The sequence below is a fragment of the Streptomyces sp. NPDC048370 genome (assembly GCF_043200825.1).
In the GTDB taxonomy this organism is placed as follows: domain Bacteria; phylum Actinomycetota; class Actinomycetes; order Streptomycetales; family Streptomycetaceae; genus Streptomyces.
Genome location: NZ_JBICYI010000004.1, coordinates 216,902 through 232,719, shown reverse-complemented (window position 1 = coordinate 232,719; position 15,818 = coordinate 216,902). Strand labels below are relative to the sequence as shown.

Genomic DNA, 15,818 nt, shown 5'->3' with positions numbered 1-15,818 from the left:
GCCTACTTGCTTCGAGTGCACTCGAAGGTTCTAGCGTGGAGACCATGAGCGTGATCGAGAGCAGCGCCGCCCGCTTCACCATCAGCGAGGTCGCCGCCCTGACCGGGCTTTCGGCGCACACCCTGCGCTGGTACGAGCGGATCGGGCTGACGCCGCACGTCGACCGCTCGCACACCGGGCAGCGCCGCTTCGCGCAGCGCGACCTGGACTGGCTGGCGTTCGTCGGCAAGCTCCGGCTGACGGGGATGCCGGTCGCCGTGATGGTGCGGTACGCGGAGCTGGTGCGCGAGGGCGACCACACCCGGGAGGAACGGCGCGAGCTCCTGGAGACCACCCGCCGGGACGTCCTCTCCCGGATCACCGAGCTCCAGGACGCGCTGGCCGTACTCGATTTCAAGATCGGTCACTACGTGACCAAGACCGGAGGCACCACCTCATGACCAGGATCGACACCGTACGGCTCGGCGGCCAGGACGGACCCGAGATCGGCGTCCAGGGCTTCGGCGCCATGGGCATCAGCGAGTTCTACGGCGACACGGACGCGGCCGCCGCCCGCGACACCCTCGACGCCGCCCTGGAGGCCGGCGTCACCCTGATCGACACCGCCGACATCTACGGCAGCGGCGCCAACGAGGAGTTCCTCGCGCCGTTCCTCGCCCGGCACCGCGACGAGGTCGTCCTCGCCACCAAGTTCGCCATCGAGCGGCGCGCCGACGACCCGCACTACCGGGCCGTCCGCAACGATCGCGCGTACATCCGGCAGGCCGTGGAGGCGAGCCTGCGCCGCCTCGGCATCGAGACGATCGACCTGTACTACATGCACCGGCGCGACCCGGAGATCCCCTTCGAGGAGTCGGTCGGGGCGATGGCGGAGCTCGTACGGGAGGGCAAGGTCAGGCAGCTGGGGCTGAGCGAGGTGACCGGCGCCGAGCTCCGCGAGGCGTACGCGGTGCACCCGATCGCGGCCCTGCAGTCGGAGTGGTCGCTCTTCTCGCGCGACGTCGAACGCAGCGCGGTCGGCGCGGCGGCGGAGCTGGGCGTGACGTTCGTGCCGTACTCGCCGCTGGGCCGGGGCTTCCTGACCGGCGCCTTCGCGGACGCCTCGAAGGACCTGTCGGGCGGCGACTTCCGTGCGCACCAGCCCCGGTTCACCGGCGAGAACGCGGCGCGGAACAGCGCCCTGCTCGCGCCGGTCCACAAGATCGCGGCGGACCACGGCGCGACGGCCGCGCAGGTCGCCCTCGCCTGGGTCCAGCAGCGCGCCGCCGTCCACGGCCTGACCGTCGTCCCGATCCCGGGCACCCGCAAGCGCAGCCGGCTCGCGGAGAACGCGGCGGCGACCCGTCTGACGCTGACCGCATCGGACCTCGCCGCACTGGAGCCGATCGCCGCGCAGGTCGCGGGTGACCGCTACCCGGACATGAGCTCCACCTCGGCGGCGCGCGAGTAGCCACCGCCCCGCGCTCCCGCGCGGACTCACGCGAGACCCAGCGCGAACATCGCGAAGCCCGCCGCGAGGAGTCCCGCCACCGTGCGGCGGGCGGGGCCGGTCCGGGTCCACGGGGACTCGAAGCCGCGCGCGTACCGCCCGATCAGGACGAGCACCCCCGCGAAGAGCGGCATCCACGCCAGCCGGGCGAGGATCCAGCCGACCGAGTCGGGCGCGCCCACCAGGCCCGTGACCTCACCGACGTACGAGGCGGGGATCGCGGCGGCGAGCATCGCCGTCTGGTGCCAGCACAGGATCGTCATCGCGGACAGGTTGACGACCACGACCGGCGCCCACAGCGCGGGCCGCTTCAGGAGCTTCCCGAGCCGGTCGCGGAGCAGGATCGCGGCGCCGCTCTGCGCGGCGGCCAGGGCGAGGACGAGCAGCGACGGCGGGTGGGAGTTGGTGCGGACCTCGCCCGGCACACCGACCATCGACGCCGGGTAGCCGAAGGCGAGCAGCAGCGCGGCGAAAAGCGCGGCGCCGCCGAGCAGCAGCCCCCAGGCGTGGCGCCGGGTGAGCCGCCCCTCGCCCCAGGAGACACCGAGCTGGTAGGCGAAGAGCCAGCCGGGAAGGATGTTCACCAGGCTCAGCCAGGACGGCATGACCTCCGCGTACGGCCCGTAGCGCAGGAGGTCGACGACGGCGACCGTGCCGAGCAGCGGCGCGGCGGCCCACACGCCTGCCCGGCGGGCGGCGCGCACGCACAGCGGGGTCAGGGCCGTGACGACCGTGTACACGCCGACGAACCAGAGCGGTTGGATCACCAGCGTGGACGCCGTCCGCAGCGTGTCGCCCGGCACGCCGAACCCGTAGTGCAGCAGTGGCAGAAGCGCGGCCCACACGGCCGTGACCCCGAGGACCGGCCGGCCGAGGCGGGCCAGACGGCCCTTGAGCCACTCACCGGTGGACCCCTCGTGCCGCCGGTACGACAGGACGGAGGCGTACCCGCCGACCAGGAAGAAGATCCCCAGCATCTGCAGGATCCAGCTGACCGGCGCGAGACCGCCGAAGGCGGCGAGCGGGCTGGCGTTGTGGATCGCGCCGTCGGCGGAGAGCGTGAACCCGCCGAGCAGCCAGTGCCCGGTCGGCACGGCGAGCAGGGCGAGGGCGCGCAGGCCGTCGATCGCGCGGTCGCGATGGGCGGGGGTACGGGACTCGATGCGTTCGACCAGCGTCTTCATCGGACGTCCCCCTCGGCGATGGCGGCGAAGGTACGGAGCGACTGCGTGCCGGGCGCGAAGTAGCCGTTGTGGCCGTGGGCGTCGTCGGCGGGGACACGGCGGGCGCCGAACGCGGGGTCGGTGGGGTCCGCGCCGTGCCCGAGCCCCGCGAACTCGACGTTCGGGATCCGGTCGATCCAGTCGGACGGGTCCTTGGCGGCCCAGACGCGGGCGGAGGTGTTCAGCTCGCCGACGTTCGCGGCCCGCATGCCGGGGGAGCCGAAGACGACGAGGTCCTTGGCCTTGAGCCGGTCCGCGGCGAGACCGCAGACGACGGAGCCGTAGCTGTGGCAGAACACGGACGGCGCGGGCGCCCCGACGGCGGCGAGCCCGTCGGTCAGCCGGGTCAGCCGCTCGGCCCCGACCTCGGCCAGGTCCCCGGTGGCGGCGTCGACACCGACACCGAGGGGCGTGGTGTAGCCGGCCCAGGCGATGACGGCCGTACGGCCGTGGGTGGCGCGGCGCAGTGCCTCGGCCATGTCGGTGAGGGGCCGGACGTTCCCGGCGTCGATGTCGGACCCCGGTACGACGACGGCCACGTGCTCGGCGGTGGCGAGATCGCCGTGGACGAGGGCGACCTGACCGCGACCGCGCGGGTCGGAGGCGAGGACCTGCTGACCGGCGTACTGCCCGCCGAGGGTGCGGGCGTTCGCCTCGTACCGCAGCCGCGGCGGAACGCCGTCGAGGTTGCCGACGACGGAGGGGTGCGCGCGCACCAGCTCCTGCTGCCGTGCGGGGCTCAGGCCGTCGAAGAACGCGGCGACCTCGGCGGGACTCGTCCGCTCGGGATCGGGCAGTCCGTCGGCCCGCCAGGCCTCCGCCCCGACGGGCGCCCCGGTCACGGCCTGCTGCGCACTCCCGGACGCCCATCCCGCGGTCCCGGCCACCACGGTCGTGGCGAGCGCGGCGGCGACCAGGGTCCTCGTGTAGCGACGCATGGGGCGTCCTCCCTCTTCGTGTCTCTCGTCGTTGGCGAGAGGAAGGTAGGAAGACGACGCATGACGGCACGTCACACCGGGGGGCCAAGTCGCACCTGATACCGGAGTAGGGGCGGGACGAGGCGCGAACCCCCACGAGGGGGTGGGGTTTTCCTCGGGGGGTTAACCCCCCTAGGGCCCCGTACGGCGCGCTCTACCGGCCCGCGTCCCCCGGTGTGACCAGGCCCGATTCGTACGCGAAGATAACCGCCTGCGCGCGGTCGCGCAGGTCCAGCTTGGCGAGCACACGGCCGATGTGGGTCTTCACCGTCTGCTCCGCGAGCACCAGCCGGTCCGCGATCTCCTGGTTCGACAGGCCCCGCGCGATCAGCTCGAGCACCTCGGTCTCACGCGGCGTCAGCCCGTTCAACCGCAGCGCCGCGCGGTCCGCCCGAGGCGCGGGACGGGACGCCGCGAAGTCGGCGATCAGCCGCCGCGTCACCGACGGCGCGAGCAACGCCTCGCCGGCCGCCACCACCCGTACCGCCGCGATCAGATCCGCCGGCGGCGCGTCCTTCAGGAGGAACCCCGACGCGCCCGCGCGCAGCGCCTCGTACACGTAGTCGTCCACGTCGAAGGTGGTCAGCATCAGCACCTTCGGACGGTGCACGACCCCCACCGGCGGTTCCAGGATCTCCCGCGCCGCCGCGAGCCCGTCCATCTCCGGCATCCGTACGTCCATCAGGACCACGTCCGGGTGCGCCGACCTGGCGACCTCCACGCCCTGCCGCCCGTCCGGCGCCTCGCCGACGACGTCGATGTCGGCCTGCGCCGACAACAGCGCGGCGAACCCGGCCCGCACCATGGCCTGGTCGTCGACGATGATCACCCGGATGGTCACGAGCCGTCCTCCGTACGCAGCGGTAGCCGGGCCGCGACCCGGAAGCCGCCGTCCGGCAGCGGCCCGGTGTCCAGCGTGCCGCCGGTCAACCGTACGCGTTCCCGCATGCCGACGAGCCCGTGACCCGTCCCGTCCCCGCCCTCCAGCGGCGAAGTGGGCACGGGCGCCGGCCCGTTGACGACCACGACGAGCAGCGCGCCGTCCTCGGACCGTACCGACACCCGGGTCCTCGCGCCCGGCGCGTGCCGGACGATGTTCGCGAGCGCCTCCTGCACGATCCGGTACGCCGACAGATCCACCGCCTGCGGTACGTCGCCGAGTTCGGCCGCGATCGACAGCTCCGCGGGCACCCCCGCCCGCACCGACGCCTCGATCAGCTGCTGCACCCGGTCAAGGCCCGGCTGCGGGGCCCGTTCGCCCTCCGTACCCTCGCTGCGCAGCACCACGAGCAGCCGCCGCATCTCCGCGAGCGACTCCCGCGCGCTCGCCGCGATCGAGGTGAACTCCTCGCGCGCCGCCTCCGGAAGATCCGGGATCCGGTACGGCGCCGAGTCCGCCTGCACGGTGATCACGGACATGTGGTGGGCGACGACGTCGTGCAGCTCGCGTGCGATCCGGGCCCGTTCCTCCAGGAGCGTGGTGCGGGCCCGTTCCTCCTGCGTGCGGCGCTCGGCGTCTCCGCGTTCGCGCAGCGTCGCCGTCAGGAGCAGGACGACCCCGCTCAGGACGAACAGGAGGATGTGGATCCCGTCGTCGTGCTTCGGCGCCACCGCCACGAGCACGAACCCGGCGACGCCGGTGGTCAGCCACACCCCGAGCAGCGCCTTGCGGGACTCGCGGAGCGCGAGGGCGAGCATCAGGGCGAGGTAGCCGACGACGACCATCGGCGTCCACGGCCAGGACCGCTCGTCGAGACCGTCCGCGCCGAGCAGCACGACCGCGCCGAGGACGTCGGCGACGCCGATGATCCACCAGGCCTGCAGGGGGCGGGTGACGGCGAGCAGCAGGGGCGCGGTCTGGGCGGTGGCGAGCGCTCCGGCGAGGGCGCCGTTCACGCCGTAGTCCTGGACGAGGACGGAGACGGTGACGGGGAGGAGCGAGCAGACGAAGGCGAGGGCGACGACGTACGGGAGCAGCCTCAGCCACCGGTTGCGCACATCGGCGAAGAGGGGGGCGCCGGGCCGGGTGGGGGTCGCGAGCGCGACCCCCATCGCGCGCACGGCCGCCCGCGCGGGCGCGATCCGCGTCGCGAGGCCGGGGGAGAGGGGATTCTTGTTCATGGCCCGCCCAGGTTAGGCAGCCCGCACCGCGCCGTACGTCATACCGAGGGTCCGACCCCGGGGTGATACCGGGGTATGAGGCGGGAACTCCCACGGGCGCCGGGCACAGACACCGGCAGCGGCCCCAGGCACCCCTTAAGGCCTCAGGGCCTCGCGGGTGCCCGCCCCCGTGCCTCAGAGCTCCGCGAGCAGCTCCGCCTTCTTCGCCGCGAACTCGTCGTCCGTCACCAGACCCGCCCGGTGCAGTTCCCCCAGGTGCCGGATCCGTTCCGCGATCCCCGCCGGGTCGCGCGCCTCCGGCAGGGCGTCCATCGGGGGCGGCGGCATCCGCCCCGCGCCCCGGATCGCCGCCAGGACCGCCGCGGCGAACGGCAGCGACTTGTGGACCGGGCCGTAGCCGAGGCCGAAGACCACCGCCGCCGGGTCTCGGTCCGCCTGCGCGGCCCGGGGTTCTCCCGAGCGGGGCAGCAGCCGCAGGTACCCGTCGAAGACGTCCGGCGACCGCCACTCGACCCCGCTGAGCTCCCGTACCGTGAACGTCTGGTCGCCGGCCTTCCACTTCTCCGAGGACGCGCCCGTCCAGAACCAGCGGAACGAAACCTCCGACGCGCCGTCGAAGCTCGCCGTCCCGTCGTACGCCTTGAAGGACTGCGGCCCCTGCTGCGCCGCGACCAGGAAACCGCCCACGGGCTCGTCACCCGGGCCGCCGACCAGCCGCTCGCGCAGCTCGTCCCGGTAGTACTCGGCCAGCGTCTCCCGCTCCGCGGGCAGCACCAGACGGTACGGGTCGCTCCCCTCGTGCAGCTGACCCGCGGCCGCCTCCATCAGCGGGTCGGCGCCCCGTCGCGGCTCGGCGTGCAGCACGACCGTGCCCCGCTTGCCCGGGGTGAGCGTCACCGACGCCAACGCCTCGTGCGGGACACGCCGTTCGCCCAGCGCCTGGAAGAGTTTCGGTGTGCGGATCCCCCGTTCGAACCGGATGACGACGGCGTCGCTCTCGAACTCCCAGGTGGCATGAATTCCGGCCAGCACATCACCCATGCGCCTCATCGTATGCGGCGTGCGCCCGCGCGTCGCCCCTGTGCCGGGGTCCGAAATCAGCCGCTCTACGCGCGTCAGGACCCGTCCGCGCCGGAAATCCCGTTGCGGCAGGCGCTGTCGGCGCTCGCGCAGGTCAGGTTCCGGTACGAACCGACCCCTATGGCCGCGAAGTTGTCGAGGCTCTTGGTGCCCGGCTCGAAATAGCCGGTGTGGCCCTTCGCGCCCGCCGCCGAGAGCAGCCTTGCGCCGAACTCCGGCTCCACCGGATCCGCCCCGTGCCCGACCCCGCCGACGGCCAAGTGCGGCACGTCCGCGATCCAGTCGTCCGCGTCCCGCATCGCCCACACCCGGGCCTTGGTGGACAGCTCGGCCGCGCGCTCCACCCGCATCCCGGGGCTCCCGGCCACGACGACGTCCGTCACCCGGGAGGGCAGGCCGGAGGCCGCGACCCCGCACAGCACGGAGCCGTAGCTGTGGCAGAACAGGCTCACGCGCGCGTCGCCGGGCAGTGCGTCCGTCATGGCGCGGAGCCGTACCGCGCCGACCGAGGCGAGCCGCCCCATCGCGGCGTCGATGCCGACCCCGACGGGCGAGGTGTAGTCGGCCCAGGCGATGACGGCCGTACGGGTCCCGGGCGCGGCCCTGCGCTCGGCGGCGTACAGCGACTGCGCCATCCCGACGGGGGCCGAGTAACGGCGGGCCGTCTTCTGGAAGGTGAGGAGATTGGTGTCGACGCCCGGCACGATCACCGAGACCCGCCGCGCCCGCTCCAGATCGCCCATCACCTCGGCCATGCGGCCGCCGCCGGTCGGGTCGAAGGAGAGGATCTGCCGGCCGGGCTCCATGAGCGAGGCGAACCGGTGCGCCCGTCGCACGGCCTCGCGCCGCCCGTCGGCGGTCAGCCGGGCGTTGTCGACCCTGTCCCGCTCGGAGTCCAGGGCCCGCGCGAGGGACACCCGGTTGGCGCGGTAGCGGAGTGTGACCGGAGCGCCGTCGAGGTTGCCGACGACGAGCGGGTGCGCGTCGGCGAGGAAGGCGCCCTGCGTCGGCCCGATCGAGGCGAAGAAGTCGGCGATCGTACGGGAGGGGGCGGCCGGGTCGGGCAGCGCCCGGTGACCGATCCTGCCGTGCGCCCAGGAGGCGAGTGCGGCCTGGCGGGACTCCCCTGGCCCGCGCTGATGGCTGATCGTGGTCCAGCCGGTGGTCGCCAGCATGACGAACACGACGGCGAGCGCGAGCAGCAGGCGCCAGAGGGAGAGCGTGGGGGAGGAGTCGAAGGAAGTCACTGCGCCCCACCCTAGGAGACGGGCACGACGGGCCGGGCTACCGAGTGAGGCGGATCACGCGGGGAGGTGGTTTGTGGTAACGCTCCGTACGCGCGGGCATACGGGCTGGCTCGTATACGGCGTAGGGGACGGCTCGTATGTGACGTACGGGACGGCTCGGCTACGACGTACGGACGGCTTGTGCGCACCGTACGGGCGGCTTCGAGCGGCTCGTACACGACCCAACCGGGCGTGCGGAGGCGTCAGTTCCGCCAGTCCCGCTCCAGCGCGGGTCCCAGGTGGTCCAGATAGTCCTCGGTCAGGGCGCGGATGCCCTCCAGGCTCAGGTCCGTACCCCGGCCCCAGAGCTGGCCCGTCACCCGCATGATGCCGCTGAACGCCGCGACCACGATCCGCGGGCGGGGGTCCTCGTCGATGTCGACGCCCTCGCGCGCGGCGACGAGGCGGGCGACGGCCTCCTCCATCTCCATGGAGCGGCGCAGGTGCGCGGCGAGCAGCGCCGGTGTCGACTCGATCATCTGGAAGGTCCGCAGATACAGCTCGACGGGCACGACCTCCATGATCGCCTCGCCGATGCTGTCCCAGGCGCTGAGCACCGCGTTGCGCAGCGCGTCGAGGGGGCCCTCCTCGGGGGGCCGCTCCGCCAGTGCCTGGACGAAGCGCTCCTCGACCGTCTGCTGGACGGCGAAGGCGACTTCCTCCTTGGAGGTGAAGTAGCGGAAGAAGGTGCGCTGGGAGACCTCGACCGCGTCGGCGATCTCGTCCACGGTGGTCTGCTCGTACCCCTGCGTGGTGAACAGTTCGAGGGCTTCTCGGAGCAGCGCGTTCCGTGTGCGCTGCTTCTTCCGCTCCCGCAGGCCGGAAGTCGTCACCGGCTGGCCCCCTTTCCGTCACTTTCCGTCGCTTCGTGCTGATCAGCGTACCTGTGAGCTAAGTGACAGTTACTGTCGCATGAATTGCTTTGTCAATTGTCAGTCGCTGACACTAGCCTCTTTCGCATGACTAGTCAGACCACCGTGGAAAAGGCCCCGCAGGGTCAGGGGGGTGACCGGAGTCCTTCGCCGGCTCCGGCGAAGGGCCTGCGTGGCCACCCCTGGCTGACCCTGTTCGCCGTCGCCGCCGGCGTGATGATGGTGGCGCTCGACGGCACGATCGTCGCGATCGCCAACCCGGCCATCCAGGCCGACCTCGGAGCCACGCTCGACCAGCTCCAGTGGATCACCAACGGATACCTCCTCGCGCTCGCCGTCGCCCTGATCACGGCCGGCAAGCTCGGTGACCGATTCGGCCACCGTCAGACCTTCCTCATAGGCATCGCCGGCTTCGCCGCGGCCTCCGGGGCGATCGGCCTCTCGGACTCGATCGGGCTCGTGATCGCCTTCCGTGTCCTCCAGGGCCTCTTCGGCGCCCTGCTGATGCCGGCCGCGCTCGGCCTGCTGCGCGCCACCTTCCCCGCCGAGAAGCTGAACATGGCCATCGGCATCTGGGGCATGGTCATCGGCGCCTCGACGGCCGGCGGCCCGATCCTCGGCGGCTTCCTCGTCGAGCACGTCAGCTGGCAGTCGGTCTTCTTCATCAACGTGCCGGTCGGTGTACTCGCGCTCGTGCTCGGGCTGGTGATCCTCAAGGACCACCGCGCCGAGAACGCCCCGCGCTCCTTCGACATCCTCGGCATCGTGCTGCTCTCCGGCGCGATGGGCTCCCTGGTCTGGGGGCTCATCAACGCCGGTGCCGAGTGGGGCTGGACCGGCGGCAAGACCTGGGGCTGCCTGGGCGCCTCCGTCCTGCTCTTCTTCGTCTTCGCCCTCTGGCAGACGAAGGTCAAGGAGCCGCTCATCCCGCTGGCCATGTTCCGCTCCGTCCCGCTCACGGCGGGCGTGGTGCTGATGGTCCTGATGGCCTTCGCCTTCATGGGCGGCCTCTTCTTCGTGACCTTCTACCTCCAGGGCGTCAAGGGCCTGAGCCCGATCGACAGCGGTCTGCACCTGCTGCCGCTGACCGCGATGATGATCGTCTCCTCGCCGCTGGCCGGGGCGCTGATCACCCGGTTCGGCCCGCGCATCCCGCTGGTGGGCGGCATGGTCTGCACCGCCGTCGCGATGTTCGGCATGATGTCCCTCTCCTCGGCGACCGGCACGTTCACGATGTCGCTCTGGTTCGCGCTGCTCGGCCTGGGCCTCGCCCCGGTCATGGTCGGCGCCACCGAGGTCATCGTCGGCAACGCCCCGCTGGAGCTCTCCGGCGTCGCCGGCGGTCTCCAGCAGGCCGCGATGCAGGTCGGCGGCGCGCTCGGTACGGCGGTGCTCGGCGCGGTCATGTCCTCCAAGGTCTCCAGCGCGTTCGCCGACAACTGGACGGCCGCCGGGATCCCGGGCGCGCCCGCTCCGGGTCTCGAGGAGGCCGCCGAGTTCGGCATGGTCCCGCAGGAGCTGGCCAAGGCGCCCAACATGACCCCGGACATGTTCGACCGGATCGGTGGCGTCATCCACGAGACCTTCCTCGACGGCATGGGCCTCGCCTTCACCGTCGCCGGTGTCGTGGCCGTCGTCGCGGCCCTGGTCGCCACGCTGACCAAGCGCGGCGAGAACGCGGAGGCGGGTGCGGGCGCCGCCCACATCTGACCTGGCGTTTTCTGTACGCAGGTGAAAGCCCCGCCGGACCTGTCCGGCGGGGCTTTCACCTGTCCGGGTGAATCAACCCTTGGCCTCTTCCCAACAGGTGGTGACGTCCGTCAGAGTTCTGATTACAGAGAGTGACGAAGCGGGGGGTTCGCCGATATGGAAACGAAGCACGCACGACCGAAGCACGCACGACCGAGGTGCGTAGTCCTGGCGGTACTGGCCGTCACACTGCTGACGGCGGGCACAGGCCTACCCGCCGCTGCCGCTGCCCAAGGCGCTCCCGCACCCAGGCTCGGCGCCTGCGGACCCGGTCAGCTCTGCCTCTGGCCCAAGGAGGACTTCAGGGGCCCGGCCTGGACGCATGAGCTGGCCGACACCGACATCGAGAGCTGTGTCGCCCTGCCGGCGGGCGCGAGCGCCCGGGCCCTCGCCAACCGGACGGGGCGGCCGGTCACCACGTACCAGTCGGTGGAGTGCGCGGAGACGGGGGAGTTCGAGACCTACCCGGGGCGCGGGACGTGGGTGCCGCAGACGCCGTACCAGGTCAGAGCGTTCAAGATCTGGGAGCGCTAGGGGCTGCGGGGACCTCTCCCTGCGGGGGCACGGCGCTCGTTGCGGAAGCCGGGGCGGAGAGTCGGGACACCTCGGCGCGCAGCTGCCGGACCTCCAGGGTCAGCGCCTCCAGGAGCTCGGTCTGCCGGCGCTCGACGGCGTCGTCCCGCTCGAAGCGGGAGATGAACCAGGCGGCGATGTTGGCGGTCACCACACCGAGCAGGGCGATCCCCGACAGCATCAGACCCACCGCGAGGACGCGGCCGAGTCCCGTGGTCGGGGCGTGATCGCCGTAGCCCACGGTCGTCATCGTGGTGAAGGACCACCAGACCGCGTCGCCGAGGGTCTTGATGTTGCCGTCCGGGGCGGACCGCTCGACATGGAGCACGGCCAGCGAGCCGAACATCATCAGCCCGACCACCGCGCCCGCCACATAGGTGGTGAGCCTTATCTGCGGGGCCATCCGGGCCCGCCGGCCCACGAGGAGGAGCGTCGAGACCAAGCGCAGCAGCCGAAGCGGCTGCACCAGGGGCAGCAGCACGGCCAGCAGGTCCAGCGGGTGGTGGCGGACGAAGTGCCGTTTGCTCGGAGCCAACGCCAGTCGTACGGCGTAGTCGAGCGCGAACGCACCCCACACCACCCACTCCACGGCCAGACACAGCTCGTGGATCCACGGGGTGGCATCCGGCGCCACGATCGGTACGGCGTACGCAACGCCGAACGCCACTGCCAGGATCAGCAGTGGCGTCTGGGTGCGCTTCTCCCAGCAATCCTTCATGCCGGGAATCGTATGGGGGGTGCGGGGGCGTACTGCCCACCGCACCCGCACCACACGATGCGCCGTTACGCGTCGGGGCGCGCCGTCACGCGTCGCCGCCCGCGGCCCCCGGGTCGGCGGCCGCGACATCGAGCAGCTGGTAGCGGTCGATGGCCTGCTTCAGGGCCGACCGGTCGACCTTGCCCTCGCGGGCGAGTTCGGTGAGGACCGCGAGCACGATCGACTGGGCGTCGATGTGGAAGAAGCGGCGGGCCGCACCCCGGGTGTCGGCGAAGCCGAAGCCGTCCGCGCCGAGCGAGGTGTACGTGCCCGGCACCCAGCGGGAGATCTGGTCCGGGACCGAGCGCATCCAGTCGGAGACGGCGACGAACGGGCCCTGCGCGGAGGAGAGCTTCTGCGTCACGTACGGGACGCGCTGCTCCTCCTCCGGGTGGAGCAGGTTGTGCCGGTCGACGTCCACGGCCTCGCGGCGCAGCTCGTTCCAGGACGTGGCCGACCAGACGTCGGCGCGCACGTTCCACTCCTCGGCGAGGATCCGCTGCGCCTCCAGTGCCCACGGCACGGCGACACCGGAGGCCATGATCTGCGCGGGGATCGCGCCGGCCTCGCCCGCCTTGTAGCGGTAGATGCCCTTGAGGATGCCCTCGGCGTCCACGTTCTCGGGCTCCGCCGGGTGCTGGATCGGCTCGTTGTAGACGGTCAGGTAGTAGAAGACGTCCTCGGCGTCGGGGCCGTACATCCTCTTCAGGCCGTCCTGGACGATGTGCGCGATCTCGAAGCCGAACGCCGGGTCGTACGCGACACAGCCCGGGTTGGTCGAGGCGAGCAGGTGCGAGTGGCCGTCCGCGTGCTGGAGGCCCTCACCGGTCAGCGTCGTACGGCCGGCCGTGGCGCCGAGCACGAAGCCGCGCGCGAGCTGGTCGGCCATCTGCCAGAACTGGTCGCCGGTCCGCTGGAAACCGAACATCGAGTAGAAGACGTAGACCGGGATCAGCGGCTCGCCGTGCGTGGCGTACGCCGAACCGGCCGCGATCAGCGAGGCCGTGCAGCCGGCCTCGGAGATGCCGTCGTGCAGCATCTGACCGGTCGGGGACTCCTTGTAGGCGAGGAGCAGTTCGCGGTCCACGGCCTCGTACTGCTGGCCCAGCGGGTTGTAGATCTTGGCGCTCGGGAAGAACGAGTCCATGCCGAACGTGCGGTACTCGTCGGGGGCGATCAGCACGAAGCGCTTGCCGATCTCCTTGTCCCGCATGAGGTCCTTGAGCAGCCGGACGAAGGCCATCGTGGTGGCGATCGACTGCTGGCCGGAGCCCTTCTTCACCGCGGCGTAGGTCTTCTCCTCGGGCAGGACCAGCGGCTTCGCCCGCACGACACGGGTCGGGACGTACCCGCCGAGCGCCTTGCGGCGGTCGTGCATGTACTGGATCTCCTCGGAGTTCCGGCCCGGGTGGTAGTACGGCGGCAGGCCGCCCTCCAACTGCGCGTCCGTGACCGGGATGTGCAGCCGGTCGCGGAAGCGCTTGAGGTCGTCGACCGTCAGCTTCTTCATCTGGTGGGTCGCGTTGCGGCCCTCGAAGTTCGGGCCGAGCGTCCAGCCCTTGACGGTCTGCGCGAGGACGACGGTCGGCTGGCCCTTGTGCGCCTTGGCCGCCGCGAAGGCCGCGAAGATCTTCTTGTGGTCGTGACCACCGCGGCCCAGGTGCAGGATCTGGTGGTCCGACATGGACTCGACCATCGAGCGCAGCCGCTGGTCGTCGCCGAAGAAGTGGTCGCGGATGTACGCGCCGGTCTCCGTGGCGTACGTCTGGAACTGGCCGTCGGGCGTGGTGTTCAGCTTGTTGACCAGGATGCCGTCGCGGTCCTGGGCGAGCAGCGGGTCCCAGGAGCGGTCCCAGATGAGCTTGATCACGTTCCAGCCGGCGCCGCGGAACTGCGACTCCAACTCCTGGATGATCTTGCCGTTGCCGCGCACCGGGCCGTCGAGGCGCTGGAGGTTGCAGTTGACGACGAACGTCAGGTTGTCCAGGCCCTCACGGGCGGCGATCGAGAGCTGGCCGAGCGACTCCGGCTCGTCCATCTCGCCGTCGCCGAGGAACGCCCAGACGTGCGACTTGGAGGTGTCGGCGATGCCGCGCGCCTCCATGTAGCGGTTCATCCGCGCCTGGTAGATCGCGCCGAGCGGACCGAGGCCCATCGATACGGTCGGGAACTCCCAGAAGTCCGGCATCAGCCGCGGGTGCGGGTACGAGGACAGGCCGTTCGGGAACTTCGACTTCTCCTGGCGGAACGCGTCGAGCTGGGTCTCGCCGAGCCGGTCGAGCAGATAGGCGCGGGCGTAGATTCCGGGCGAGGCGTGGCCCTGGAAGAAGATCTGGTCGCCGCCGTCGCCCTCGTCCTTGCCCCGGAAGAAGTGGTTGAAGCCGACGTCGTACAGCGAGGCGGAGGAGGCGAACGTGGCGATGTGGCCGCCGACCCCGATGCCCGGACGCTGGGCGCGCGAGACCATCACGGCCGCGTTCCAGCGGGTCGCGTTGAGGACCTTGCGCTCGATCTCCTCGTTGCCAGGGAAGAACGGCTCGTCCTTGGTCGCGATGGTGTTGACGTAGTCCGTGCTGCGCATCTCGGGCACGGCGACGCGCTTCTCGCGGGCGCGCTCGATGAGGCGGAGCATCAGATAGCGGGCCCGTTCGCGGCCTCGCTCGTCCACGGCCGCGTCGAGGGAGTCGAGCCATTCCTGGGTCTCTTCGGGATCGAAATCCGGGACCTGGCTGGGAAGGCCGCCAATGATGATCGGGTTGCGATCGGATCCGGAAGCCACGCTGTTCCTTCGCTGTTCGGTGGAGCCCACGGAGGCCGGACACCGGCCGGGACGTCCATCGTGTACCCCGTCGGTGTCAAACGTCATCTCTACCGAGGGGTAACCCCCGTCGGGCGCCTGGTCGGGTCAAATCGCAACCTTACGCCCAACCCGCGCATGCGTTTCGTCAGGACGTTCGGCAGACTGAAGGCCGTGGAAGCTCGCAAAATAGGACGAAGCGTGTGCCATATGTCACGGAGCGGAGTGGAACCGGCCCGGGAGATGCGGCGAGACGGCCCCAAACGTCACCGTTTCGGCGGTCTCGGCGGCCGGGTACTTGCGCGATTCGCCCAGCCCGTGTGGACTACGGCCAGCGCCACGCGTACGCGCGTGGCCCAGGCATTTTCCGATACATGATCAGGAGGCAAGCCGTGAGCGCGACCGCGGACCACGCGGAGGAGCGGACCAACCCGGCAGCAAGGCTGGGGTTCGAGCCCGGACAGGTGGTCCAGGAGATCGGTTACGACGACGACGTCGACTTCGATCTCCGCGAAGGCATCGAGTCCATCATCGGGTCGGACCTCGTCGACGAGGACTACGACGACGTCGCAGACGCCGTCATCATCTGGTTCCGTGACGAAGACGGAGACCTGACGGACGCCCTGGTCGATGCCATCGGCCTGCTGGAGGACGGCGGGGTCGTATGGCTGCTGACGCCGAAGACGGGCCGTGACGGCTACGTCGAGCCGAGCGACATCAACGACGCGGCCCAGACCGCCGGCTTCTCCCAGACCAAGAGCATCAGCGTGGCAAAGGACTGGGCGGGCAGCCGTCTCGTCGCACCCAAGCGCTGATCAACCGAGCAGCAGGAGCCCCCGCCGGCGAGAGCCGGCGGGGGCTCTGTGCGTCCTGACCCCCGACGGGTCCTAAGCT

General features: G+C 71.4%; 14 protein-coding genes. 5 read left to right on the top strand and 9 right to left on the bottom strand.

Annotated elements, in window-relative coordinates; translation table 11 throughout:
- The first annotated feature begins 44 nt into the window (after positions 1–44).
- A complete protein-coding gene (locus ACGFYP_RS11900) occupies positions 45–440 on the top strand; it encodes a MerR family transcriptional regulator (RefSeq protein ID WP_393490121.1) in 396 nt (131 codons plus the stop codon).
- Positions 437–1,450 carry an aldo/keto reductase gene (locus ACGFYP_RS11895; RefSeq protein WP_393490118.1) on the top strand — a complete coding sequence of 338 codons (1,014 nt, stop codon included), beginning with the start codon at positions 437–439 and terminating at the stop codon, positions 1,448–1,450. Before ACGFYP_RS11900 ends, ACGFYP_RS11895 begins: the two co-directional genes overlap by 4 nt.
- Positions 1,451–1,476: 26 nt before the next feature.
- Here ACGFYP_RS11895 and ACGFYP_RS11890 read toward each other — a convergent pair whose 3' ends face one another.
- From ACGFYP_RS11890 to ACGFYP_RS11860, 7 genes are all read right to left on the bottom strand, one after another.
- Positions 1,477–2,673, bottom strand: a complete 1,197-nt coding sequence (locus tag ACGFYP_RS11890; protein ID WP_393490115.1) for an acyltransferase — start codon at positions 2,671–2,673, stop codon at positions 1,477–1,479.
- A complete protein-coding gene (locus tag ACGFYP_RS11885; RefSeq protein ID WP_393490112.1) occupies positions 2,670–3,650 on the bottom strand; it encodes an alpha/beta hydrolase in 981 nt (326 codons plus the stop codon). The genes ACGFYP_RS11890 and ACGFYP_RS11885 overlap by 4 nt, the downstream gene beginning before the upstream one ends.
- 193 nt (positions 3,651–3,843) lie before the next feature.
- Positions 3,844–4,530, bottom strand: a complete 687-nt coding sequence (locus tag ACGFYP_RS11880; RefSeq protein ID WP_393490108.1) for a response regulator — start codon at positions 4,528–4,530, stop codon at positions 3,844–3,846.
- Complete coding sequence (locus ACGFYP_RS11875; RefSeq protein WP_393490104.1) at positions 4,527–5,810, bottom strand: sensor histidine kinase; 1,284 nt, start codon at positions 5,808–5,810, stop codon at positions 4,527–4,529. The genes ACGFYP_RS11880 and ACGFYP_RS11875 overlap by 4 nt, the downstream gene beginning before the upstream one ends.
- Before the next feature lie 174 nt (positions 5,811–5,984).
- Positions 5,985–6,860: a DUF4429 domain-containing protein gene (locus ACGFYP_RS11870; protein ID WP_393490101.1), complete on the bottom strand. Its 876-nt coding sequence runs from the start codon at positions 6,858–6,860 to the stop codon at positions 5,985–5,987.
- 65 nt (positions 6,861–6,925) lie between these two features.
- On the bottom strand, positions 6,926–8,137 hold the full coding sequence (locus ACGFYP_RS11865) for an alpha/beta hydrolase (protein ID WP_393490097.1): 1,212 nt from the start codon (positions 8,135–8,137) through the stop codon (positions 6,926–6,928).
- Between the two features lie 242 nt (positions 8,138–8,379).
- Positions 8,380–9,009 carry a TetR/AcrR family transcriptional regulator gene (locus ACGFYP_RS11860; protein WP_393490094.1) on the bottom strand — a complete coding sequence of 210 codons (630 nt, stop codon included), beginning with the start codon at positions 9,007–9,009 and terminating at the stop codon, positions 8,380–8,382.
- Positions 9,010–9,264: 255 nt separating this feature from the next.
- Between ACGFYP_RS11860 and ACGFYP_RS11855 the strand changes: the two genes are divergently transcribed.
- Both ACGFYP_RS11855 and ACGFYP_RS11850 read left to right on the top strand, forming a co-directional pair.
- The gene (locus ACGFYP_RS11855) at positions 9,265–10,758 is read left to right on the top strand and encodes an MFS transporter (protein WP_393490940.1); all 1,494 of its coding nucleotides are present in this window, start codon (positions 9,265–9,267) and stop codon (positions 10,756–10,758) included.
- A 156-nt stretch (positions 10,759–10,914) separates the two neighbouring features.
- On the top strand, positions 10,915–11,331 hold the full coding sequence (locus ACGFYP_RS11850) for a peptidase inhibitor family I36 protein (protein WP_393490091.1): 417 nt from the start codon (positions 10,915–10,917) through the stop codon (positions 11,329–11,331).
- Here the strand turns inward: ACGFYP_RS11850 and ACGFYP_RS11845 are convergent.
- Positions 11,312–12,088 (bottom strand): potassium channel family protein, encoded by a 777-nt coding sequence (locus ACGFYP_RS11845; RefSeq protein WP_393490088.1) that lies wholly within the window; start codon positions 12,086–12,088, stop codon positions 11,312–11,314. The two genes, ACGFYP_RS11850 and ACGFYP_RS11845, sit on opposite strands and share 20 nt — an antisense overlap.
- An 85-nt stretch (positions 12,089–12,173) precedes the next feature.
- Positions 12,174–14,906: a pyruvate dehydrogenase (acetyl-transferring), homodimeric type gene (gene aceE, locus ACGFYP_RS11840; protein WP_393490085.1), complete on the bottom strand. Its 2,733-nt coding sequence runs from the start codon at positions 14,904–14,906 to the stop codon at positions 12,174–12,176.
- A gap of 410 nt (positions 14,907–15,316) precedes the next feature.
- Between aceE and ACGFYP_RS11835 the strand changes: the two genes are divergently transcribed.
- Positions 15,317–15,739, top strand: coding sequence for a DUF3052 domain-containing protein (locus ACGFYP_RS11835; RefSeq protein WP_260226460.1), 423 nt, complete (start codon positions 15,317–15,319; stop codon positions 15,737–15,739).
- Positions 15,740–15,818 lie beyond the last annotated feature (79 nt).

Bases quoted from the DNA above. Each gene is read 5' to 3' on its own strand.
- ACGFYP_RS11875 (WP_393490104.1), bottom strand. From the start codon at position 5,810: ATGAACAAGAATCCCCTCTCCCCCGGCCTCGCGACGCGGATCGCGCCC.
- ACGFYP_RS11845 (WP_393490088.1), bottom strand. From the start codon at position 12,088: ATGAAGGATTGCTGGGAGAAGCGCACCCAGACGCCACTGCTGATCCTG.
- ACGFYP_RS11890 (WP_393490115.1), bottom strand. From the start codon at position 2,673: ATGAAGACGCTGGTCGAACGCATCGAGTCCCGTACCCCCGCCCATCGC.
- ACGFYP_RS11895 (WP_393490118.1), top strand. From the start codon at position 437: ATGACCAGGATCGACACCGTACGGCTCGGCGGCCAGGACGGACCCGAG.
- ACGFYP_RS11870 (WP_393490101.1), bottom strand. From the start codon at position 6,860: ATGAGGCGCATGGGTGATGTGCTGGCCGGAATTCATGCCACCTGGGAG.
- ACGFYP_RS11900 (WP_393490121.1), top strand. From the start codon at position 45: ATGAGCGTGATCGAGAGCAGCGCCGCCCGCTTCACCATCAGCGAGGTC.
- ACGFYP_RS11850 (WP_393490091.1), top strand. From the start codon at position 10,915: ATGGAAACGAAGCACGCACGACCGAAGCACGCACGACCGAGGTGCGTA.
- ACGFYP_RS11855 (WP_393490940.1), top strand. From the start codon at position 9,265: ATGATGGTGGCGCTCGACGGCACGATCGTCGCGATCGCCAACCCGGCC.
- ACGFYP_RS11885 (WP_393490112.1), bottom strand. From the start codon at position 3,650: ATGCGTCGCTACACGAGGACCCTGGTCGCCGCCGCGCTCGCCACGACC.